The organism is Mycobacterium sp. 1165178.9 (assembly GCF_001673555.1).
GTDB lineage: Bacteria > Actinomycetota > Actinomycetes > Mycobacteriales > Mycobacteriaceae > Mycobacterium.
Window position 1 is genome coordinate 1 of sequence record NZ_LZMB01000103.1, and the last position, 21,558, is coordinate 21,558.

At 67.3% G+C, this 21,558-nt stretch carries 18 protein-coding genes and 1 pseudogene; 16 read left to right on the forward strand and 3 right to left on the reverse strand.

Annotated elements, in window-relative coordinates; translation table 11 throughout:
* On the forward strand, positions 1–1,067 hold a 1,067-nt coding region (locus A5652_RS05145; protein ID WP_304441761.1), incomplete at its 5' end, for a molybdopterin dinucleotide binding domain-containing protein.
* A 94-nt stretch (positions 1,068–1,161) separates the two neighbouring features.
* Here A5652_RS05145 and A5652_RS05150 read toward each other — a convergent pair.
* Positions 1,162–2,006, reverse strand: a pseudogene (locus A5652_RS05150) (SDR family NAD(P)-dependent oxidoreductase).
* Positions 2,007–2,210: 204 nt separating this feature from the next.
* On the opposite strand from A5652_RS05150, the gene A5652_RS05155 reads away from it, so the two are divergent.
* Both A5652_RS05155 and A5652_RS05160 read left to right on the forward strand, forming a co-directional pair.
* Positions 2,211–3,254, forward strand: a complete 1,044-nt coding sequence (locus tag A5652_RS05155; RefSeq protein ID WP_082983773.1) for an alpha/beta hydrolase — start codon at positions 2,211–2,213, stop codon at positions 3,252–3,254.
* A 160-nt stretch (positions 3,255–3,414) separates the two neighbouring features.
* Positions 3,415–6,060 (forward strand): ATP-binding cassette domain-containing protein, encoded by a 2,646-nt coding sequence (locus A5652_RS05160; protein ID WP_082983774.1) that lies wholly within the window; start codon positions 3,415–3,417, stop codon positions 6,058–6,060.
* 5 nt (positions 6,061–6,065) lie between these two features.
* Here the strand turns inward: A5652_RS05160 and A5652_RS28010 are convergent, their stop codons facing one another.
* Complete coding sequence (locus A5652_RS28010) at positions 6,066–6,230, reverse strand: hypothetical protein (RefSeq protein ID WP_167540309.1); 165 nt, start codon at positions 6,228–6,230, stop codon at positions 6,066–6,068.
* 278 nt (positions 6,231–6,508) lie between these two features.
* Here A5652_RS28010 and A5652_RS05165 point away from each other — a divergent pair, with 278 nt between their 5' ends.
* From A5652_RS05165 to fadD1, 9 genes are read left to right on the forward strand one after another with little or no spacing between them, the layout of a single operon-like run.
* The gene (locus tag A5652_RS05165; protein WP_067347291.1) at positions 6,509–7,687 is read left to right on the forward strand and encodes an acyl-CoA dehydrogenase family protein; all 1,179 of its coding nucleotides are present in this window, start codon (positions 6,509–6,511) and stop codon (positions 7,685–7,687) included.
* Positions 7,688–7,709: 22 nt separating this feature from the next.
* The gene (locus A5652_RS05170; protein ID WP_067347293.1) at positions 7,710–8,828 is read left to right on the forward strand and encodes an acyl-CoA dehydrogenase family protein; all 1,119 of its coding nucleotides are present in this window, start codon (positions 7,710–7,712) and stop codon (positions 8,826–8,828) included.
* Positions 8,825–9,325: a MaoC family dehydratase N-terminal domain-containing protein gene (locus tag A5652_RS05175; RefSeq protein ID WP_067347295.1), complete on the forward strand. Its 501-nt coding sequence runs from the start codon at positions 8,825–8,827 to the stop codon at positions 9,323–9,325. Before A5652_RS05170 ends, A5652_RS05175 begins: the two co-directional genes overlap by 4 nt.
* Positions 9,326–9,341: 16 nt before the next feature.
* Entirely contained in the window at positions 9,342–9,800 is a 459-nt protein-coding gene (locus A5652_RS05180) for a MaoC/PaaZ C-terminal domain-containing protein (RefSeq protein ID WP_067347297.1), read from the forward strand.
* On the forward strand, positions 9,797–10,999 hold the full coding sequence (locus tag A5652_RS05185) for a thiolase family protein (RefSeq protein WP_067347300.1): 1,203 nt from the start codon (positions 9,797–9,799) through the stop codon (positions 10,997–10,999). Before A5652_RS05180 ends, A5652_RS05185 begins: the two co-directional genes overlap by 4 nt.
* A gap of 2 nt (positions 11,000–11,001) precedes the next feature.
* Positions 11,002–11,403, forward strand: a complete 402-nt coding sequence (locus tag A5652_RS05190; RefSeq protein WP_067347302.1) for a Zn-ribbon domain-containing OB-fold protein — start codon at positions 11,002–11,004, stop codon at positions 11,401–11,403.
* Positions 11,400–12,392, forward strand: a complete 993-nt coding sequence (locus A5652_RS05195; RefSeq protein ID WP_232001088.1) for an alpha/beta hydrolase — start codon at positions 11,400–11,402, stop codon at positions 12,390–12,392. Before A5652_RS05190 ends, A5652_RS05195 begins: the two co-directional genes overlap by 4 nt.
* On the forward strand, positions 12,389–13,984 hold the full coding sequence (locus A5652_RS05200; RefSeq protein WP_067347304.1) for an NAD(P)/FAD-dependent oxidoreductase: 1,596 nt from the start codon (positions 12,389–12,391) through the stop codon (positions 13,982–13,984). The genes A5652_RS05195 and A5652_RS05200 overlap by 4 nt, the downstream gene beginning before the upstream one ends.
* Positions 13,981–15,597, forward strand: a complete 1,617-nt coding sequence (fadD1, locus tag A5652_RS05205; protein ID WP_067347306.1) for a fatty-acid--CoA ligase FadD1 — start codon at positions 13,981–13,983, stop codon at positions 15,595–15,597. The genes A5652_RS05200 and fadD1 overlap by 4 nt, the downstream gene beginning before the upstream one ends.
* A 21-nt stretch (positions 15,598–15,618) precedes the next feature.
* Here the strand turns inward: fadD1 and A5652_RS05210 are convergent, their stop codons facing one another.
* Positions 15,619–16,491, reverse strand: a complete 873-nt coding sequence (locus tag A5652_RS05210) for a DMT family transporter (RefSeq protein WP_067347308.1) — start codon at positions 16,489–16,491, stop codon at positions 15,619–15,621.
* Between the two features lie 239 nt (positions 16,492–16,730).
* On the opposite strand from A5652_RS05210, the gene A5652_RS05215 reads away from it, so the two are divergent.
* The 4 genes from A5652_RS05215 to A5652_RS05230 are packed head-to-tail and all read left to right on the forward strand — an operon-like array spanning position 16,731 to position 21,127.
* Positions 16,731–17,828, forward strand: coding sequence for a ferredoxin reductase (locus tag A5652_RS05215; protein ID WP_067347310.1), 1,098 nt, complete (start codon positions 16,731–16,733; stop codon positions 17,826–17,828).
* A 16-nt stretch (positions 17,829–17,844) separates the two neighbouring features.
* Positions 17,845–19,251 carry an acyl-CoA desaturase gene (locus tag A5652_RS05220; protein WP_067347312.1) on the forward strand — a complete coding sequence of 469 codons (1,407 nt, stop codon included), beginning with the start codon at positions 17,845–17,847 and terminating at the stop codon, positions 19,249–19,251.
* Positions 19,252–19,311: 60 nt separating this feature from the next.
* Positions 19,312–20,628: a molybdopterin-dependent oxidoreductase gene (locus tag A5652_RS05225; protein ID WP_082983775.1), complete on the forward strand. Its 1,317-nt coding sequence runs from the start codon at positions 19,312–19,314 to the stop codon at positions 20,626–20,628.
* The gene (locus A5652_RS05230; protein ID WP_067347314.1) at positions 20,621–21,127 is read left to right on the forward strand and encodes a hypothetical protein; all 507 of its coding nucleotides are present in this window, start codon (positions 20,621–20,623) and stop codon (positions 21,125–21,127) included. Before A5652_RS05225 ends, A5652_RS05230 begins: the two co-directional genes overlap by 8 nt.
* The last annotated feature ends 431 nt before the right edge of the window (positions 21,128–21,558 follow it).

Sequence of the window (21,558 nt, forward strand, 5' to 3'; positions counted from 1 at the left end):
CGCTCATCACGGTCGCAGGCAACCCGGTGCTGTCCACCCCCGCCGGTGACAAGCTCGACGCAGTGCTGCCGATGCTGGAAGCGATGATCTCCGTTGACCTTTGGCTCAACGAGACGACGCGGCACGCCGATGTGATTCTGCCCGGCCTGTCCCCGCTCGAGCAGCCGCACCACGACGATCTCATCCTGCTCTTCGCCATCCGCAGCATCGCGAATTATTCTGCGCCGGTGTTCGATCCGGGCGACCGACCGCACGAATGGGAGATCCTGATCCGATTGACCGGCCTGTGCACCGGAACACCCGCCGAGGACGTGGACGTTGCGGCCATTGACGACGGCTTCTTCGATTACCTGGCCTTCACCCGCGGGCTCGACGGTGGGCAGATCCGCAAGCTCTACGAGCACGGCGGACCGGAGCGAATGCTCGACCTCACACTGCGCACCGGGCCCTTCGGCGACCAGTACGGCAAGACCCCGGGCGGGCTTACCCTGGACATGCTCAAGGCCAATCCGAACGGCATCGACTTCGGGCCCATGGTGCCACAGCTACCCGACATCCTCGGAACGCCCGACAAGAAGATCCGGCTCGCACCGCAATACCTGCTCGACGACCTGCCGCGGCTGGCCGCGCGCATAGAGCGGCCCGCCGAGCCGCTCGTCCTCGTGAGCCGGAGGCACCTGCGATCCAACAACACCTGGCTGCACAACGTGCCCGCCCTGATGAAGGGAAAGGACCGGTGCACGTTGCTGATCCATCCCGACGACGCAGCCCGTTATGACATCACCGACGACGACATCGTCACGGTGAAATCGGAGGCGGGCGAGATTCAAGTGCCCGTGGAGGTCACCGAGTCCATCAAGCCGGGTGTGGTGTCGATGCCCCACGGGTGGGGGCACGGCAAGCCGGGCACCCGCATGTCGGTCGCCAACAACTCACCCGGCGCAAACACCAATGTGCTGTCGCCGCCAACGTTTGTCGACGAGCCCTCCGGCAACGGGGTGCTCAACGGCATCCCGGTCACGATCATCGACGATCGAGCCCGATTCCGGCCGGCGTCGACGCCCTGAAATCGGTTCACCCAGCCCCCCAGTGCCTTTCACCGTCGGCATCCGCGCGGGGAGAACGCGCTTGCATTACCCGATCAGGGGTTGCATCACCCGATCAGGGGGCGACGGGCCGATTTGTCCACTGGCGGTCTGGCCGGCGCGTGGACCGGAACCATCCGCCGGCAGCCCCGGTACCGCCGTCGGTGGGGATGACATGACCGGTGACGAACCCCGATAGATCGGAGGCCAAGAACAGGATGACCCTGGCCTGATCCTCGGGCAGGCCCATCCGCCCCACCGGAACCCATTGCGGCCACTGTGTCTGTTCCTCGGCCGAAAGCCATTGCGAATAGGGCACTTGCAGGGATTCGGTGACGTCGGGCGCGATGGCGTTGACCCGCACCCCGTCGTTGCCCACTTGGACCGCGAGGCTGCGAGTGAACGCGTTGACGGCGGATTTGAAGGCGGCATACACCGGGTCCTCCGGATAGCCCCGCAGCCCCTCGACCGAAGAGACGTTCACGATCGCACCCGTGTGCCGCTCGACCATGGACGGCAGGAACGCATGGGTCATCAGGAAGACGTGGTGCAGGTTGATCCGATACAGCTCGTCCCACAGCTGTGGGTCGGTGTCGGCAAAATTTCCGGGGTGGCGTAACCAATGACCCACGTTGTTGACCAACACGTCGACCCGGCCGGATCGGTCGAGCACGGTTCGGGCAAGCGGGCGACCTGATCCGGTTCTCGGACGTCGGTCGCGACGGCTGAAGCCGACCCACCCGATTCGATGATCGAGGCTGCCGTCGCGCCGGCGAGGTCGGCGTCGATATCGGCGATGACCACGTCGGCACCGTGTTCGGCGAACAGCCGGGCAGTCGCAGCACCGATACCTCCCGCGCCGCCCGTGACGACCGCCACGCGGTCGGACAGCAGCCGATCGGGAGGATTAGCGGGTGCCATCGCTCATATATAGGCCATACCGGGACCTCGGCAACAGCCGATCACTCTGTTCACGCCCGCGCGGCAGCCTCGAGAGAGATAGGCGGGTGATACCCATCTCCTGGATCGAGCAAACAGTGATGTACGCAACATTTCTCAGGCGTTAATTTGCAATTAACCCCCAGCTGGGGCGGGTATCCGCCCTGCACTTAGGAGGTTGAATCCATGCTGAGCAGGGCCGAACCGACGCATATCTTGCCGAGTGTGGCGACGACGCGGCGCGTCCATCATCGCCATAGTCCGCAGTCGGTTGCCGTGGGGCTCGCCAGTCGGCTCATCGTGAAGAACACCGTCCGCGCGTGGGCGATGACGCCGAACCTGCACTGGCCGTTCGAGTTCGTCGATGGCGTCGCAGGGTTGGTACCCCAAATCGGATCCGAGGCGCGAATCCAACGGGTGCGGCTGGACCATTGCACCGCCGAATGGGTTCGGGCTCCCGGCGTATCGGGGGAGCGGGCGATTTTGTACATGCATGGTGGAGCCTTCCTCACCTGCGGCCTCAACACCCACCGCTCGATGGTTGCTCGCTTGTCCAAGGCGGCCGATGCTCCCATCCTGACCGTCGCGTACCGGAAGTTACCCAAACACCAGATCACTGATGCCATCGACGACGGCATCAGTGGTCTGCGATGGTTGCAGGATCGCGGCTTCGACGGCGACCAGGTTGTCGTGGCCGGCGACTCGGCCGGTGGTTACCTGGCTTTCATGACCACCCTTCTGGCGATCAATGACGGCATTATGGAACCTGCGGGCGTGGCGACTATCTCGCCGTTCACCGACGCCGACCCGGTCCGAAAGCTCAAGCACCGCAACGCACGTAAATGCTCCATGTTCACCCGTCGCGCATTCTCGATGTTCGCGCAATATCTCAGCAAAGCACAGGTTTTGGAAGGCCGAGGTGATTCCACCGTCGCGTCGCCGGTCGACGCGGACCTGTCCTCGATGCCGCCGGTCATGATTCACGCAAGCTCGGACGAGTTGTTGGTCGCCGACGCCGAATTGATGGCGAAACGCCTGGAAGCCAACGGGGTCCACTGCGATCTGCACCTGTGGGACGGACAAATTCACGACTTCCCGATAGCGGCCGACATCTTGCCCGAGGGCAGGCGGGCCCTCAAGTACGTCGGGGATTTCGTCAAGGACGTCACCGCCGCCCGCAGCAAGATCCCGAGCGTTCGGAGTCTGCGCAACGCCGCAGTCGCGGGTTGAAGCCGAAAGGTATTACGCCGCAGGCTAAGTCGTCGTCTCCGTGCTTTCATCACCAGGCCGCATCCTCGCCGCGGCCGGCCCCCCGTCGGCGGTCGTGCGAAGCAGAGACCGGCAACGACGCCGCGCATACGCCGCGGCGCTGCCGTTACAGTTGGTCCTGATGACTTCACCAGCCCCGCCTGCGCTGACCGTGCGGTACGAGGGATCCGAACGCACGTTCGCGCCGGGCAACGATGTGGTGATCGGGCGTGATCTCCGCGCCGATCTGCGAGTCGCCCACCCCCTGATCTCCCGCACCCACCTGATCCTGCGGTATGACCAGGGCCGATGGGTCGCCGTCGACAATGGCAGCCTCAACGGCCTTTATGTCCACAGCCGCCGGGTCCCGGTCGTCGACATCCAGGATGGGCTGCGGGTCAACGTCGGCAATCCGGACGGCCCGGCGCTCACCTTCGAGGTCGGTCGGCACCAAGGTTCGGCCGGGCGGCCCCCACTGACGACGTCGATGCCGATTGTCGGCAACACACCGCCGGCACAGGGGCCCCAGAGCCCGCCGTTTGGCATACACCAGCCTCAGCAGCCGGCGTCCACCTCGTTCCGGCCCTCCGTCCATCCGCCCACCACCGCGCAGCCGACCCAGCCCACGGGGGCCTCGCCGAGTCATCCGTCCGATCCGCAGCCCCGATACCCGACCAGCGGTTTGCCGAGCCCGCCGCCGAGCGGATCCCAGCCCGCACCCCAGATTTACCGATCGCCGTCGCTGCACGCGGCGCCGCCGACCAGCGCGGAGCCCGCGGCCCAGACGGGACGCGTCGGCGGCGACTCCTCGGTCATCGCGACATCGATGATGAAGATTTTGCGGCCGGGCAAGGCCGGGCCGGACGTGCCGGGCGCGATCAAGATCGGGCGCGCCAACGACAACGACATCGTCATCCCCGAGGTGTTGGCGTCGCGCCACCACGCCACCCTGGTTCCGACGCCCACCGGCACCGAGATCCACGACAACCGCAGCATCAACGGCACTTTCGTCAACGGCGTCCGGGTCGATTCGGCGGTGCTGCACGACGGCGACGTGGTCACCATCGGCAACATCGACCTGGTTTTCCACGGCGGCAACCTGGCCCGCCGCGACCAGACCTCGACCGCGACGCGCAGCGGAGGCCTCGATGTGCGCGGGCTGACCTGGACGATCGAGAACAACAAAACGCTGCTGGACAACATCTCGCTGACCGCCCTGCCGGGCACGCTGACCGCCATCATCGGGCCATCCGGCGCCGGGAAGTCGACCTTCGCTCGGTTGGTCGCCGGGTATACACACCCGACGACGGGGACCGTGTCGTTCGAGGGCCACAACATCCATTCCGAGTACGCCTCGTTGCGCAGCAGGATCGGGATGGTGCCGCAGGACGACGTGGTGCACGGGCAGCTGACCGTGCAGCAGGCGTTGATGTACGCCGCTGAGCTGCGGTTGCCGCCGGACACCACCAAGGACGACCGCGTGCAGGTGGTGGCCCGGGTGCTCGAAGAACTCGAAATGACGCAGCATCTGCACACGCGGGTGGACAAGCTGTCCGGCGGTCAGCGCAAACGCGCGTCGGTGGCGCTCGAGCTGCTCACCGGGCCGTCGCTGCTGATCCTCGACGAGCCGACCTCGGGCCTGGACCCGGCGCTGGACCGACAGGTGATGACCATGCTGCGGCAGCTGGCCGACGCCGGCCGTGTGGTGCTGGTGGTCACCCACTCGCTGACCTACCTGGACGTCTGCGACCAGGTTTTACTGCTGGCCCCCGGCGGCAAGACGGCGTTCTGCGGGCCGCCCGGCCAGATCGGCCCCGCCATGGGCACCACCAACTGGGCCGACATCTTCAGCACCGTCGCCAGCGATCCCGACGGGTCCCGTGCGCGCTACCTGGCCCGAACGGGACCGCCGCCCGCTCCGCCGCCCGCCGAGAAACCGGCCGAGCTGGGCGATCCCGCCCACACCAGCCTGGTCCGGCAGTTCTCCACGATCGCCAGACGCCAGATGCGGCTCATCGTCTCGGACCGCGGCTACTTCGTCTTCCTCGCGCTGCTGCCGTTCATCATGGGGTCGTTGTCCATGTCGGTGCCCGGCGATATCGGCTTCGGGATACCGAACCCGATGGGCGCCGCGCCCAACGAGCCCGGGCAGATCCTGGTGCTGCTCAACGTCGGTGCGGTGTTCATGGGCACCGCGCTGACCATCCGCGATCTCATCGGTGAGCGCGCGATCTTCCTGCGGGAGCAGGCGGTCGGATTGTCCACGTCGGCCTACTTGTTGGCCAAGGTCTGCGTGTACACGGTCTTCGCGATCGTCCAGTCGGCGATCGTCAGTGTCATCGCGGTGCTCGGCAAGGGCGCCCCGACCCAGGGTGCCGTGGCGCTGGGCAAGCCGGGTCTCGAGCTGTTCGCCGACGTCGCGCTGACGTGTGTGGCGTCAGCCATGCTCGGGCTGGCCCTGTCGGCCGTCGCCAAGTCCAACGAGCAGATCATGCCGTTGCTGGTGGTCGCGGTCATGTCGCAGCTGGTGTTCTCCGGCGGGATGATTCCGGTGACCGCGCGCATCGGCCTCGATCAGATGTCGTGGGCTACGCCGGCGAGGTGGGGATTCGCGGCGTCGGCCTCGACTGCCGATCTGACCAAGCTGGTGCCCGGTCCGCTGACGCCGAAGGACTCGCACTGGAAGCACACCGCGGCGACGTGGTGGTTCGACGTCGGCATGCTTTTCGTCATCAGCGCCGTCTACCTGGGCTTCGTGCGCTGGAAGATCCGCCTGCGGGGCGGCTGACGCCGTCAGGCGCCCTTGCGGACCAGCTGCTCGGCCGCGGCACGCATACGGTCGGACAGTTGCAGCAGGTCGTGTTCGCCCACCCCCAGCGGCAGCGTGTACGCCAGCTGCCGCAATTCGACGGCGTAGTTGCGCAGATCTTCGCGGAGGCGCATCTCAACAGTGGGCATGACTCTCCCTGGGGTTCGGCAGGATGCCTGGTCCCCGTCGACCGGCCGATCTGTAAATCTTCGCAGCCGGTCCGCATGACCGCGAGAGGGTCGATGCGTTTTAACGGGAGTTTGACAGCGTGTTTACAGTCCGAACGGCGCTCGAGCATGACGCAGCCCGGAAATCGTCAGCGCCATCTGGCCGTGGCGTTACGCTGACGTCGCTCGGTGAAAAGCATGCGGCTCGCATCAAGGCATGTGGCTCGGTGAAAGGCATGCGGAAAGGCACAGGCGCCGGAATGGATTTCGAACTCGACGCTGGGCAGCGCGCCTGGCTCACCGAGGTTCGGGAATTTCTGCGCGATAACGTCACCCCGGAATTGCGCGCCGAACTCGCCGTACACGACTTGGAATTTCCCGACGGTGAAGTGGCCCGGTTTCGCCGCAAGCTCGGGGCCAAGGGCTGGTTCGGGCTGAACTGGCCGCGCGAGTACGGCGGACTGGGCCTGGGCGCCATCCACCTGCATCTGCTGATGAGCGAATTCGAATATTGGGGCGTGCCCGGTCCCGACCTGACGGTGACATCGGTCGCGCCGATGATCATGCGGCACGGCACCGAGCGCAATAAAACCGATTGGCTGCCCCTGATCGCCAGGGGCGAAATGATCTGCGCGGTCGGCTATTCCGAGCCCGATGCGGGAACCGACCTGGCCAGCCTACGGACCAGCGCCACCCGGGACGGCGAAGAATGGGTGATCAACGGCACCAAGACCTGGAATAGTGGCGCCCAGCGCGCCACGCACGAATGGCTCTGCGTCCGTACCGATCCGAGTGCCGCCCGGCATCGCGGCATCTCGGTCATCATCGTGCCGATCGACAGCCCGGGCGTCGAAATCCGTCCGCTGTACGCGTGGTCGGGTTATCGCACCAACGAGGTGGGATTCCGTGGCGTGCGGGTGCCGGCCACCAACCTGGTCGGCGAGGTCAACCGCGGCTGGACGTACATCACTGGCGCGCTGGATCTCGAACGCGGGGCGCTGACCAACGCCGGAGACCTCCGGCGCGCCGTCGAGGAATTGCACGAGCTGGCGCGTTGCCCGCGGCGCGACGGGACCGTGCCCGCGGACGATCCGTCGCTTCGCCGGCGGCTGGCGCAGGCGGAGGCCGACGTCGCGGTGGCGGTGCTGATGGGCTACGAGGCGGCGTCGATCCTGGATTCGGGCGTGATACCCACCGCCGAGGTCAGTGTCGAAAAGGTGTTCACCAGCGAGTTGCGCCAGCGCATCGCCGACCTGGCGCTCGACCTCCTCGGCCCCGACGGCCTGCTGGCCCATCGCAGCGAACGGGCCCCGCTGGCAGGCAAATTCGAGCGCCTCTACCGGGCCGCCCCGCTGATGCGGTTCGGCGGCGGTACCAACGAGGTGCTGCGCGACATCATCGCCCAGCGCGGGCACGGAATGCCCTCCTATGGACGCTGACTGAACAGCCCGCATTCCGCAGATGAAGACGATGCCCACCGCCGAACAGCGCGAGTTCGCTGCGGCCCTGCGCGCACTGCTGGCCGCCGAGAACCCGATCGGACTGGTGCGCGCCCTCGACGAACCCGGGGCGGACCGCCGCACGCCGGCATTGTGGAAGGCCCTCGCCGATGCGGGCGTCTTCGGCCTGGCGATCATCGAGGAGTATGGCGGGGCCGGCGGCTCCCTCGACGACCTCGCCGTCTTCTACACCGAGGCCGGCCGCGCGCTGTGCCCGACGACGGTGCACAGCAGCGTTCAGGCCGCGCTGGCCATCGACCACTTCGGCTCCCAGGACGACAAGGCCCGCTGGTTGCCGTCGCTCGCGTCCGGAAGGGCGCGGGCCACCACCGCGCTCTGGAACGCGCGCGATGCGGCGCTCGTCGCCCCCGCGTTGCGCGCCGACCGCGCCGCACAACAATGGCGGCTCAACGGAACCGCGGACTACGTCCTCGACGCCGACGTCGCGGACCTCGTCGTGGTGGCGGCCGCGGCGGACGAGCGCACCCTGGTCTTCGTCGTCGACATCCGCGGTGTCGGCGTGGAACCGCTCGACATGGCCGGCGGCCTCCGAGCATTCACGCTGCGCTTCGACGACGTCACCGCCGACGCGGCGCTCGACGGGGTCACCGCAGCGGCGCTGCGCCGCCTGGCGAACACAGCCGTGGCGCTGGGATCACTCGACCTGGTCGGCATCGGCCAGGCGGTGCTGGACCGCACCGTCGACTACACCAAGATGCGCCATCAATTCGGCCGGCCCATCGCGTCGTTCCAGGCCGCCCAGCATCTGATCGCCAACATGCACATCGCCGTCTCGGCCGCGCGACTGGCCGGGCACGCGGCGGTGTTCTGGCTGGCTAGCGGCCGCGTCGCGACCAGGGAGACGGCCATCGCACGCATGCACGCGGCCACCGCGGCACGGCTGATCACGCTGGACGCCCACCAACTGCACGGCGGCATGGGATATGTCACCGAGACCGACCTGCACCTGTGGAGCGAGCGGGCACGGCTCGGTTCGACTTTCGGCGGCGGAGCCGACGTCGCCGCCGGCTGGCTTGAACAGAGCCTGCACGACGAGACAGACGAAGGGGAGCGCCGTTGAGCGAGGACAGTTTGATCGACGCCGAAGCGGCGTCGCGCGTCGGCACCGTCGCCGCGTCGGCGACCGGCGAGGTGAACCGGCGCGATTGGCAGCGATGGGCGGCGGCGGTCGGGGACCACAACCCGCTGTATTTCGAATCGGATTACGCCAGGGCCAACGGATATCGCGACATCATCTGCCCGCCACTGTTCCTGCAGTACGCGATCCTCGGCGTATCGCCGCTCGGATCGCTGCGTCCCGACGGGTCGTCCGGCGCGGTCTCCGGCAGTTTGGCGTTTCCCCGAGCCCCCAAGCGGATGGCCGGCGGGGAGAGCTTCACGTTTCACCTGCCCGCCTATCACCGCGACGAGATCGAAATGGTCCGAACCATCTCCTCGATCGTCGAAAAGCAGGGCCGCTCAGGCGCATTCGTTCTCGTCACCTGGCACACGGTGTACCGCAACCAGCGTCGCGACCTGCTGGCCGAGGCGTCGACATCGATGATCGCCCGCCCCTAGAAAGGCCCTGTGCGCTATGACCGACCCACGGGTGTTTCACCAGCCTTTCTTCGAAGACATCGCCGTCGGCGAGCACCTTCCCACGCTGACCGTCACCGTCGACGAAACCCAGATGTTCTTTTTCAGCGCCGCCACCTATAACGGCCACCGGATTCACTACGACAAAGAGTGGGCGCGCGACACCGAAGGCTACGACAACGTCCTGGTTCACGGTCCCCTGCAGGCGGCGCTGCTGGCCCGTGCCCTCGGCGACTGGATCGGCGGGCGCGGGCGGCTGGTGTCGTTCTCGGTGCAGAACCGGGCGGTCGCGTATCCCGGCGAGTCGCTCTGCTTTACCGGTGACCTCACCGGTAAGCGAGTGAGCGACAACGGAACCGGCCTGGTCGACCTCGTGATCGCCGGCCGCCGCGAGGACACGATCCTGATGCCGGGGACCGCGACCGTCGAGCTGCCGATGCGGGGACCCCGGCCGTGACGGGACTGCGCGGCGAGGCCGCCATCGTCGGCATCGCGGAGTTGCCCGCGGAACGCCGTCCCACCCGCGCGCCGCTGTTCACCCTCGACCAGTACGCGGTGCTGGCGAAGATGGTGATCGAAGACGCCGGAGTCGATCCTCGCTGCATCAACGGCCTGCTCACTCACGGCGTCGCCGAGTCGGCCATGTTCGCACCGGCTACCCTGTGCGAATACCTCGGTCTGGCATTGGATTTCGGTGAGCGAGTCGATCTCGGCGGAGCCACCGCCGCCGGAATGATCTGGCGTGCGGCGGCGGCCGTGGAACTCGGCATCTGCGACGCCGCGCTCGCCGTCGTACCCGGATCGGCGTCGGTGCCCCAGTCTGAGCGGCGACCCGTACCCGGGCCGAACTGGTATGGGGCGTCTTCGAACAACTATGGCTCGCCGCAAGCCGAATTCGAGATCCCCTACGGCAACGTGGGCCAGAACGCGCCCTACGCACAGATCGCCCAGCGCTACGCGTCGGAATTCGGTTACGACCCCGCCGCGGTCGCCAAGATCGCCGTGGACCAACGGACGAACGCGTGTGCGCATCCCGGCGCCGTGTTTCACGGCACCCCCATCACGGTGACCGACGTGCTAAACAGCCCGATGATCGCCGACCCGATCCACATGCTGGAAACGGTGATGCGCGTCCACGGGGGAGTGGGCGTGCTGATCGCCAACGCCGACATCGCCCGCCGCGCCCGCAACCGCCCGGTGTGGATCAAGGGCTTCGGCGAACACATCGCATTCAAGACCCCGACCTATGCGGAGGATCTGCTGTCCACCCCGATCGCGCGCGCCGCCGACCGGGCGTTCGCGATGGCCGGGCTGGAGCGTTCCGATGTCGACGTCGCGTCGATCTACGACTGTTACACCATCACGGTGCTGATGAGCCTTGAGGACGCAGGATTCTGCGTGAAAGGCGAAGGTATGTCGTGGGTCAGCGAGCACGACCTGACCTACCGCGGCGACTTCCCGCTCAACACCGCCGGGGGCCAGCTGTCCTTCGGCCAGGCCGGCATGGCCGGCGGCATGCACCACGTGGTCGACGGCGCACGCCAGATCATGGGTCGGGCGGGCGACGCACAGGTGCCCGACTGCCACACGGCGTTCGTGACCGGCAACGGCGGCATCATGAGCGAACAGGTCGCACTGCTCATGCGGGGTGACTAGGCATGAGTTATCCCGTCCCCGAGCCCACGCCCGTTTCGCAGCCGTTCTGGGACGGCCTGGCGCAGCATCGGATCCTGGTGCAGTACTCGCCGTCATCACAGCGCTACGTGTTCTATCCGCGCTTGCTGGCTCCGGGCACACTAGCCGACGACCTGGAATGGCGCGAAATCGACGGTGCCGGAACGCTGTACACCTTCACAATCGCCCACCGGCCCACCGGCCCGCCGTGGCAGGACGTGCTGCCGCAGCTGCTCGCGGTGGTGCAGGTCGATGCCGGGCCGAAATTCAGCACCGAGTTGGTGGACGTCGACCCGCGCGACATCCGGATCGGGATGCGGGTGGAGCCGGTGTTCTACGATCTGCCTGAAGAGGGCATCACCCTCCTGAAATATCGGCCCGCATGACCTTGGCGACGAGGTCGGAGGTGCACATGGACGACTCGTTCGACGGCGTGGTGCAGACGCTGCTCGACCAGTTGAACGCCGGATTTCCGCGCGTCGAGAACATGACCGGCCCGCAGGCGCGCGCCGCGGTGGCCGAGCGCCGTATGCCGGTGAACAACTTCGACGACGTCCGCAGCGCCAGCGACCGCAAGGTTCCAGGCCCCGGCGGAGCGGTGCCGGTACGCATCTACGAGCCACACGGTGGACCGTCGGGGGGCCGTGCCGCGATCGTGTTCTACCACGGCGGCGGATTTGTCTTCTGCGACATCGATTCTCACGATGGATTCTGCCGGGCCCTGGCGCGGGGCGCCCAAGCCGTGGTGGTCTCCGTGGACTACCGCCTTGCCCCGGAGCATCCCGCCCCGGCGGCGGCACTCGACGCGTTCGCGGTGTTCCGCTGGGCGGTCGACCACGCCCCCGACCTTGGCATCGACCCGGCGCGCACCATGGTTGCCGGTGATAGTGCCGGCGGCAACCTGGCAGCGGTCACCGCCATCGGATGCCGCGACCGCGGCGTCACACCACCCGCCGCGCAGCTGCTGATCTACCCGGCTATCGACCCGACGTTCGACACCGAGAGTTATCAGCGCTACGCCACAGGGTACTTCAACACCCGCGCCGCGATGCAGTGGTACTGGAGCCAATACCTGGGCGCACAAACGGTTTTCGACCCCCCCTATCTGGTGGCCCCGGCCCGCGCGCCCAGCCATGCGGGTCTGCCGCCGGCGGTGATCGTGACGGCCGGGCTAGATCCCCTGCACAGCGAGGGCTGCGACTACGCGCGCCGGTTGCGCCACGCGGGAGTGCCCGTGGTGCACCGCGACTTTCCCGGGCTGTTCCACGGCTTCATGACGATCCAGGGGTTTCCGCCGGCGGCATCGGCACAACATCTGGTCTGCGCCGACCTGCTCGAGCTGCTGCATCCGGCGGACCGAAGCGCGGTGTCGTGACCGAAGTCAGCGATGTCGTCGTCATCGGTGCCGGTTTCGCCGGCCTTTACGCCGTGCACCGGGCCGCCTCGTCGGGCCTCTCGGTGACCGCGATCGAGGCCGCCCCCGACGTTGGCGGCACATGGTACTGGAACCGCTACCCCGGGGCGCGCTGCGACGTCGAAAGCTTGGACTATTCCTATTCTTTCGACGAAGGACTGCAACAGAGCTGGCAGTGGACCGAACGCTTCGCCGCCCAGCCGGAGATCCTGGCCTACCTGCGACACGTCGCCGACCGCTTCGATCTGCGGCGCCACTATCGGTTCGGCGTCGACGCCGTCGGCGCGACGTTCGAGCGGGGTCGCTGGCATGTCGACACCGCGTCGGGCGACGCGTTCGCCGCGCAATTCCTGTTGTGCGCAACCGGCTGCCTGTCGGCGGTGAACCGGCCGAATATCCCGGGCGCCCAGGACTTCTCGGGCGAGGTGTATTTCACGGCCGCCTGGCCCCGCGAAGATCCCGAGCTGCGCGGCAAGCGGGTGGGCCTGATCGGCACCGGATCTTCCGGCATCCAGGTGGCGCCGATCATCGCCGCGAACGCCGATCGCCTGGTGGTATTCCAGCGGTCCGCGAACTACACCATCCCGATGCCCAACCGGCCGTGGTCGGCACAGGAGCAGCGAGAAATCCAGGAGCGGTACCCCGAGCGCCGCCGGCTTTCCGCCTACGCGCCGGCCGGCACCCCGCACGGCACCTACCACAAGAACGCCGTCGACACCGACGCCCACGAGCGGTGCGAGGCGCTGTGGAAGCGCTGGCGCGAAGGCGGCGTCCTGTTCGCCAAGACGTTCCCCGACCAGACCAGCGACCTGGCCGCCAACGACGTCGCCAGGACGTTCGCCGAGGAGCGGATCCGGGAGATCGTCGCCGATCCCGTCGTCGCAACGGATCTCATCCCGGTCGATCACCCGATCGGGACCAAACGGATCTGCACCGACGACGGCTACTACGCCACGTTCAACCGCGACAATGTCCGGCTGGTCAACCTGCGCCGCGAGCCCATCGAAGCCATCACCGCCGACGGAGTGCGAACCGGCTCGGCTACATATCCCTGCGACGTGCTGGTCTTCGCGACCGGGTTCGACGCCATGACCGGCGCGTTGACCCGAATCGATCCCAAAGGCCCGGGGGGACAACGACTATGCGACATCTGGGCGGACGGCCCGGTAACGTTCCTCGGCCTCATGGTGCCGGGGCTGCCGAACCTGTTCACCATCAGCGGACCGGGCAGCCCGTCGGTGCTGGCGAACATGGTGCTGCACGCCGAGGTTCAGGTCGACTGGGTCACCGAACTGGTGCGGACCGCGCGACGGCAAGGGGTGAGCGAGGTCGAGCCACGCCGCGATGCGGCGCTCGCCTGGACCCAGCACGTAGCCCAGGCGGCCGAGCGCACGCTGTTCCCGAAGGCCGCATCCTCCTGGTACCTGGGCGCCAACATCGAAGGCAAGAAGCGGGTCTTCATGCCCTACATCGGCGGCTTCGGCACCTACCGGCGCCATTGCGACGAGGTGGCCCGCAAGAACTACGCGGGGCTGGTGTTCACGACAAGATGATCGAGACGGTCCAACAGCTGCTGCGGCAACGTCGCCACGACGACACCCCGGCGCTCGCCTACGGCGAGCGGACCTGGAGCTGGCGCGAGCACCTCGCCGAGGCCGAGACGGAGGCCGCGGCGCTCATCACGCTCGCCGACACGGCACGACCACTGCATGTCGGCGCGCTCTTGGGTAACTCGCCGGCGATGTTGCGGGCCATGGCGGCGGCCGCGCTCGGTGGCTACGTGTTGTGCGGGATCAACACCACGCGGCGCGGCGCCGGATTGCTGAACGACATCCGGCGATCCGACTGCCAGATGCTGCTGGTCGACCCCGAGCATCTCGAGCTGCTGGAAGGGTTGGACCTCAACGGTATTCAGGTACTCGATGTGACCGGCGGTCGCTACGCCGAAGCCACCGGTGCCGCGCCACCACTGGTCCCGGTCCGCGAGGTGGCATCCGCCGACACCCTGATGATGATCTTCACCTCGGGCACCAGCGGCGACCCGAAGGTCGTCCGGTTCGCCCATGGCATGGCGATCATGTGCGGTGCCAGCCTGATTTATCAATACGATGTCACCGCCGCCGACGTCTGCTACCTGTCGATGCCGCTCTTCCATTCCAACGGTGTCGCCGCGGGATGGGCGGTGGCCGTCGGCTGCGGGGCCACCATGGTGCCGGCGCGGTTTTCGCCGTCCCGTTTTCTCGACGACGTCCGCCGCTACGGGGTGACATACCTGAACTACGTCGGCAAGCCGCTGGCTTTGATCCTGTCCACCCCCGAACGTCCCGACGACGCCGAGAACACCCTGCGGGTTGCGTTCGGCAACGAGGCCACCGATCGCGACATCGCGGAGTTCGCAAGGCGTTTCGGGTGCCGGGTCATCGATAGCTTCGGCTCTAGTGAATTCGCCGTCATCGTGGTGCGCGAGGACGGCACCCCGGCCGGCTCCATCGGCAAGCCGTATCCGGGGGTGAGCATCTACAACTCGGCCACGCTGCGGGAGTGCCAGGCCGCGCGGTTCGACGCGCACGGGGCGTTGACCAACTTCGACGAGGCCGTCGGCGAGCTGGTGAACACCCAGGGTGCGGGGCCTTTCGCCGGCTACTACAACGACCCGGGCGCCACCGCCGAGCGGATGCGGCACGGGATGTACTGGTCGGGTGACCTGGCCTACCGCGACGCGGACGGCTGGATCTATCTCGCCGGGCGGACCGCCGACTGGATGCGGGTGGACGGGGAGAATTTGGCGGCCGGCCCGATCGAGCGGATTCTGGCGCGGCTGCCCGAAATCAGCCAGGTCGCCGTCTACGCGGTCCCCGACGACCGGGTGGGCGACCAGGTGATGGCCGCCTTGGTGCTGCGGCCTGGAGCATGCCTGAGCCCGGCTGATTTCGAAAAGTTCCTCGCCGCCCAGCGCGACCTGTCCCCGAAGGCCTGGCCGCGCTACGTGCGCATCAACGACCAGCTGCCCGCGACCGCGACCAACAAGGTCCTCAAGCGTGCTCTGATCGCCGCGGGTGTCACCGCACAGGACGGCCAGTTGTGGACGCGGCCCGGGCGCGGCACCGGCTATGCGCCGGTGGGCGAAACCGCCGACGGCCATGCGGCATCCGCCCTGGGATCATGAGCCGGCCGGATGGCGGCGGCCTCAGCCCGTTTCCTCGGCGGGTTCCGGCTGGGGCGCTTCGCCGAAGCGCGCCAGTACCAGAGTCCCGCACACCGCGACGGCGAACCCCGCGATCACCAGCCAGCCGAGCCCCTCGCGCGCGGTGTCGCCCAGCCATACCACCCCGACGAACGCGGGTGCCAGCGTTTCACCCACCACCATTCCGGCGACGGCCGTGGTCACCGATCCGCGATGCAACGCGGAGGTGAGCAAGAGGAACCCCGCGGCGCCCCCTGCGGCGGCCGCGTACAGGGCGGGATTGGTGTAGAAGGCGCGTTTGGTGGGATCGATCGCCTCGATCAGGCGCACGGCCACCTCGACCACCCCGAATCCGGTTCCGGCGCCCAACCCCAGTGCGAGCGCACGTGCGCGGTCGGGCAGACGACCCGCGGCCGCGCCGGCGATGAACATCGCGGCCACCACGCCCAGCAGTGCCCAGCCGAGTCCGGCCGGGGCGTGCCGAAAGTGGCCTGGCCCGGCGGCGAGGGCGAGGACGACCAGGCTGACGCAGACGACGCCGACGGCCGTCCATTCAGCCGACGACAAGCGCGCCGACAACACCCATGCGGCGACGACGCCGGTGACGGCGATCGAGGCGGCCAGCGCCGCCGCGACCACATAGATTGGGACCAGGCGCAGCGCGGCGACCTGCAGCGCAAACCCGACGACATCGAGCCCGACCCCGACCAGGTAGCGCCACTGCCGGACGGCCCGCAGCAGCAACACGGCGTCGACGCCCGAGCCGCTGCCCGCCTCCACGGATCGCGTGCCCGCGGCTTGCAGCACGGTCGCCGTCCCGTAACAAAGCGAGCAGCCCAGCGCGAGGAGGAAGCCGATCAGCATATTCACCGACATTAGGCGTGGCGTCGGCCGGGCGCTGCAACGCACGACACCGAAACACGTGAACAAACGTTTGGGTGAGCCCTGTCCTGGGCACCTCAGGGGTACCCATCGTCACAGCCAAAATCGAGCGCGCGACAGCCAGTGAACGGCTGATACGTGCTGTCTGCACGTTACGCATATGTCTAATCATGTGCGACAACAACTTTCGAAATAATGTTTAGAGTCGGTGTACAACTGTGTACTCTGGCGGTATGGCTGAACGTGGCGCCGAACCCCGCGTCCCCAGGGGACGCCGGTTGTTCCTGCGAGCGATCCGGCGTCTGTTCAGCCCGCTGCAGCCGGACGACTACCTCGAGATGATCAACCCGCTGTGGACCACGAAAGAATTGCGCGGGAAGGTCGAAGGCATCGAGGCGCAGGGCTCGGAAGCGGCCAGCGTTCTGATTCGCCCGGGATACGAGTGGCCCGGCCACAAGCCTGGTCAGTACGTACGCCTCGGCGTGGTGATCGACGGTGTGTACCACTGGCGCGCGTACTCGCTTACCTCGGACCCCAGGCCCGAAGACGGCCTGATCAGCGTCACACCAAAGCGGGTCGACGGCGGTGTCGTATCGCCGTATCTCGTACACAAGATTCAGCCGGGCGATCTGGTGCGGCTGGGCGAGATCGAAGGCGTTTTCACGCTGCCTGACCCAGTGCCGGCCAAGATGCTGTTCATCAGCGCCGGAAGCGGCATCACGCCGATCATCAGCATGCTGCGCGACCTCGACCATCGCGACGAATTGCGGGACGCGCTGGTCATTCATTCCGCGAGGACCCGCGAGCAGGCCATGTTCCTGCCCGCCTTGGAAGAGCTCGAGGAACGCCACGAGGGAATGAGGCTGGATCTGCGCCTCACCTCCGAGCAGGGACGACTGACACCCGACGACCTCGATGACGTGTGCCCGGACTGGCGTGAGCGAGAGGCGTTCTGCTCGGGCCCCGGGGAGATGCTCGACGCTCTGATCGAGCACTGGGAAGCGAACGGGGATTGCGAACGCCTGCACTTCGAGCGGTTCCAGCCCAAGATCGGCGGCGACGCCAACGCCGGCGAGGGCGGCACCGTCTGTTTCCTCGACAGCGATAAAGAAGTCGAATGCGACGGCGGCACATCGATTCTCGAGGCGGGCGAAAAGGCCGGCCTCAACCTTGCCTTCGGCTGTCGCATTGGAATTTGCCATACCTGTGTGGGGACGCTGAAGTCGGGCAAGATGCGCGACCTGCGCTCAGGTGACGTGATCGAACCCACGGGTCAGGACGTGCGGATCTGCATCAACACCGCCGAGGGCGACGTCGAACTCGAACTTTGATCGAAAGGAGCGGCTCGTGACAACTGCCGTGAAGAGGGCCGGGGAGAGCCCGCTGTCCCGACTTGGGGAACAGGAACTCGAAAAACTCGCGAAGGAATTCGACGCGATCCACGACGACGTGTTCGCCGACCTCGGCGACCGCGACCGCCGCTACATCAAGAACGTCATCTCGGCGCAGCGCCAGATAGTCGTGGCAGGCCGGGTGCTGTTGCTGGCGTCGCGCTCGAAGACCGCATGGCTGCTGGGCACCGCCTGTCTCTCCATGGCCAAGATCTTGGAGAACATGGAGATCGGCCACAATGTGATGCACGGTCAATGGGATTGGATGAACGACCCCGACATCCACTCCTCGGTCTGGGACTGGGACACCGCGTCGACCGCCGAATCGTGGAAGCACTCCCACAACTACATCCATCACACCTTCACAAACATCCTCGGCAAGGACAAGGATCTCGGCTACGAGATCATGCGGATCGATCCCAACCAGAAATGGGCCCCGCGCTTCCTGTTCCAGCCGATCTACAACCTGCTGCTCACCCTGCTGTTCGAATGGGGCGTGGCCGTGCACGACATGGACATCGACGCCATCCGTAAGCGGGAGAAGCCCTGGTCGGAAGTGCGCAAGGACCTGAAGGGCATCGGGGTGAAGGCTCGCGCGCAGGTTGTCAAGGACTACCTCGGCTGGCCCCTGATCAGCGCCGGCGCGTTCGCGCTTGTCCAGCTGGCGTCGCGCGGCCGGCTCGAACAGCCGGCGGAGTCGCGCGTCGCCAGGAGGCTGCGCAGGGTGTCCAAGGGCGGTCGCGTCGGTGCCGCGGCCAACTTCCTCGACAAAGTCGCGCCCGGCGTCGAAAGTACCTACCTGCGCACCCTGGCCGCTGACGCCCTGGCCAATATCATCCGCAACATATGGGCACACGCGATCATCTTCTGCGGCCACTTTCCCGACCAGACCTACACGTTCACGCAGGAAGAAACCGAGAACGAGACGCGCGGCGGTTGGTATGTACGCCAATTGCTCGGCGCCGCGAACATCGACGGCGGCCCGCTGTTCCACCTCATCAGTGGCAATCTCGGTTACCAGGTCGAGCATCACCTCTACCCGGACATGCCGAGCAGTAGATACTCGGAGATCGCTCCGCAAGTCAAGGACATCTGCGAGCGCTACGAGCTGCCGTACAACTCCGGCCGTTTTTCGAAGCAGTGGGGGACGGTGCACCGCAGCATCTTCCGCCTGGCCTTCCCGGGCGGAAAGCCCCGGCCGAAGCCCGGCCCCTACCAGGGCAACGTCCATCGGCCCGATCCCGACCGGCCCAGCGAGGGCACCCGTTCCCGCGACCGCGTCCCGGCCGAACATCCGTCCGCGGGTCCCGAACACGACTCCACCGGCGTCGAAGTGGAGCCGCCGCCGCGGGGCAAGGACTGACGCTCGGCGCAGATTATCGAATCTGAACTCTTTTCGGCGCGCCGTCGTGGAAGATCAGCGATGGTGCACCGTGTCCGCAGATCCGAAGTTGAAGACACCGAGCCGGCGAGTGATTCCGACGGTCACGGGTTTCCCGCCCGGTTGTGGCGAAGCCCGCTGCGGGGACCATGGCTGACGTCGGTATTCGGCTCGGTGCTGTTGGTGACGCTGCCGATCGTCATCCTCACCGGCCTGCTGTCCTACGTCGCCTACGGGCCGCGGTTGGGCCAGGCCATCCCCGCCGATGTCGGCTGGCTCAAACTGCCGGCCTTCGAATGGCCCACCACTCCGTCGTGGCTGTACCGGCTGACCCAGGGGCTTCATGTCGGGCTTGGACTCGTCGTCATCCCGGTGGTGTTGGCCAAGCTGTGGTCGGTGATCCCCCGGCTCTTCGTGTTCCCGCCCGTACGCTCGATTGCCCAACTGCTGGAACGGGTTTCGCTGCTGATGCTGGTCGGCGGGATTTTATTCGAGATCGTGACAGGCGTGCTCAACATCCAGTACGACTACATCTTCGGGTTCAGCTTCTACACCGCGCACTACTTCGGCGCGTGGGTGTTCATCACCGGCTTCGTCATGCACGTCGCGATCAAGAGCAGGCGCATGTGGAGCGGCCTGCGCTCGCTGTCTTTGCGGGACGTGCTGCGCACGGGGCGCGCCGATACCGAAGCCGAGCCGTGGCGGCGTGACGGTCTTGTGGCCGCCGAACCCGGTCCGGCCACGATGAGCCGCCGCGGCGCCTTGGCGCTGGTGGGCGGCGGCGCCTTTTTCCTGGCGATCCTCACCGCAGGTCAGACACTGGGCGGGTACGCGCGACCCGCCGCCCTGCTGCTGCCGCGCGGGCGCCAACCCGGCGGCGGACCCGAGGACTTCCAGGTCAACCGGACCGCGGTTGCCGCCGGTATTGCCGCGCGGGACACTCTGGACCGCTGGCGGCTCACCCTGAACGGCGGCCCCCACCCGGTGACGCTGGACCGCGCGGCCCTGCTGGCGATGCCGCAGCACACGGCCGTCCTGCCGATCGCCTGCGTCGAAGGCTGGTCTACCACCCAAACGTGGACTGGCGTGCGACTGGCCGACCTCGCCCGGCTGGCCGGTGTGCCGCTACCGGCATCCGCGCGGGTGTCGTCGCTGGAACGCTCCGGCGCCTTCGCCGGCGCGACGCTGCAACGCAACCAGGTGCTGCACCCGGACGCACTGCTGGCGCTGCGCGTGAACGGCAACGATCTGTCCCCGGACCACGGCTTCCCCGCGCGGATCATCGTGCCGGCGCTACCCGGCGTGCACAACACCAAATGGGTTGCCTCGATTGCGTTTCGGGCGGCCGCCAATGCATAGCGGCTTCGCGCGGCTCTACGGGTCCCACCCCCTGCACCTGCTGACGATGATCGCCGGATTCGCACTGCTGGGTTACGTCCTCACCGTGTTCAAACCGGTCACGCTGTGGAATCCGCACGTCTGGTGGCAGTCGATCGTCGTGTGGTTCGCCGCGGCCATCGTCGCCCACGACCTGGTCTTGTTCCCCGTCTACGCCTGCGTCGACCGGCTGCTGTCGCGCGGCCGCAGCCGGCCGTCTCCGGCGCGCGCCGAAGCACCGGTGCTCAACTACCTCCGGGTGCCCGCGCTGGGAGCGGGGCTGACGCTGCTGGTCTTCCTGCCCGGCATCGTCAAACAGGGCGCAACCACCTACCGGGCCGCAACCGGCCAGACCCAGGACCCGTTTCTCGGCCGGTGGCTGCTGTTGACGGCCGCGATGTTCGCGGTCAGCGCCGGAATCTATGCGCTGAGGCTAACAATCCGACGGGCGCGGCCGCACCTGTCTTCAGGCCGGGGATGAAGAGGCAACCGCAAAGCTCTTGCGTCGCTACCGATCCCAAATTCCGGGCGAGGTGGCCTCGCTGATCTTTCGAATATGCTTAGAGTTTGCTCGTAGCTCGCCGCATGACCGGCGCGTCCACGGCCGGGCAAGTACCGTTGTGCCTTATGGGGACCCCGAAGGTCGCGGCCCGTGCCGCGCTGTGCGGCTGCGTGGCCGCGTTTGTCTTGGCGGCCGGTCTCGCGCCCGCCGCGCCGGCAGCCATCGCCAATTCGTCGGTCGCGCCACCGGCTGCGGGTGGTGCCGTGTCCGTGCAACCGGTCGGGGGAGGAGGAGGAGGCTGCATCATCGGCCTCAATTGCGGATGCACTCGTAATTGCCATAAGGCGCGCCCGCGCCGCCCGAGCGTCGATAATCCGCACGCCGTGCCCGCCCCGCCGAGTCCCCAGCCC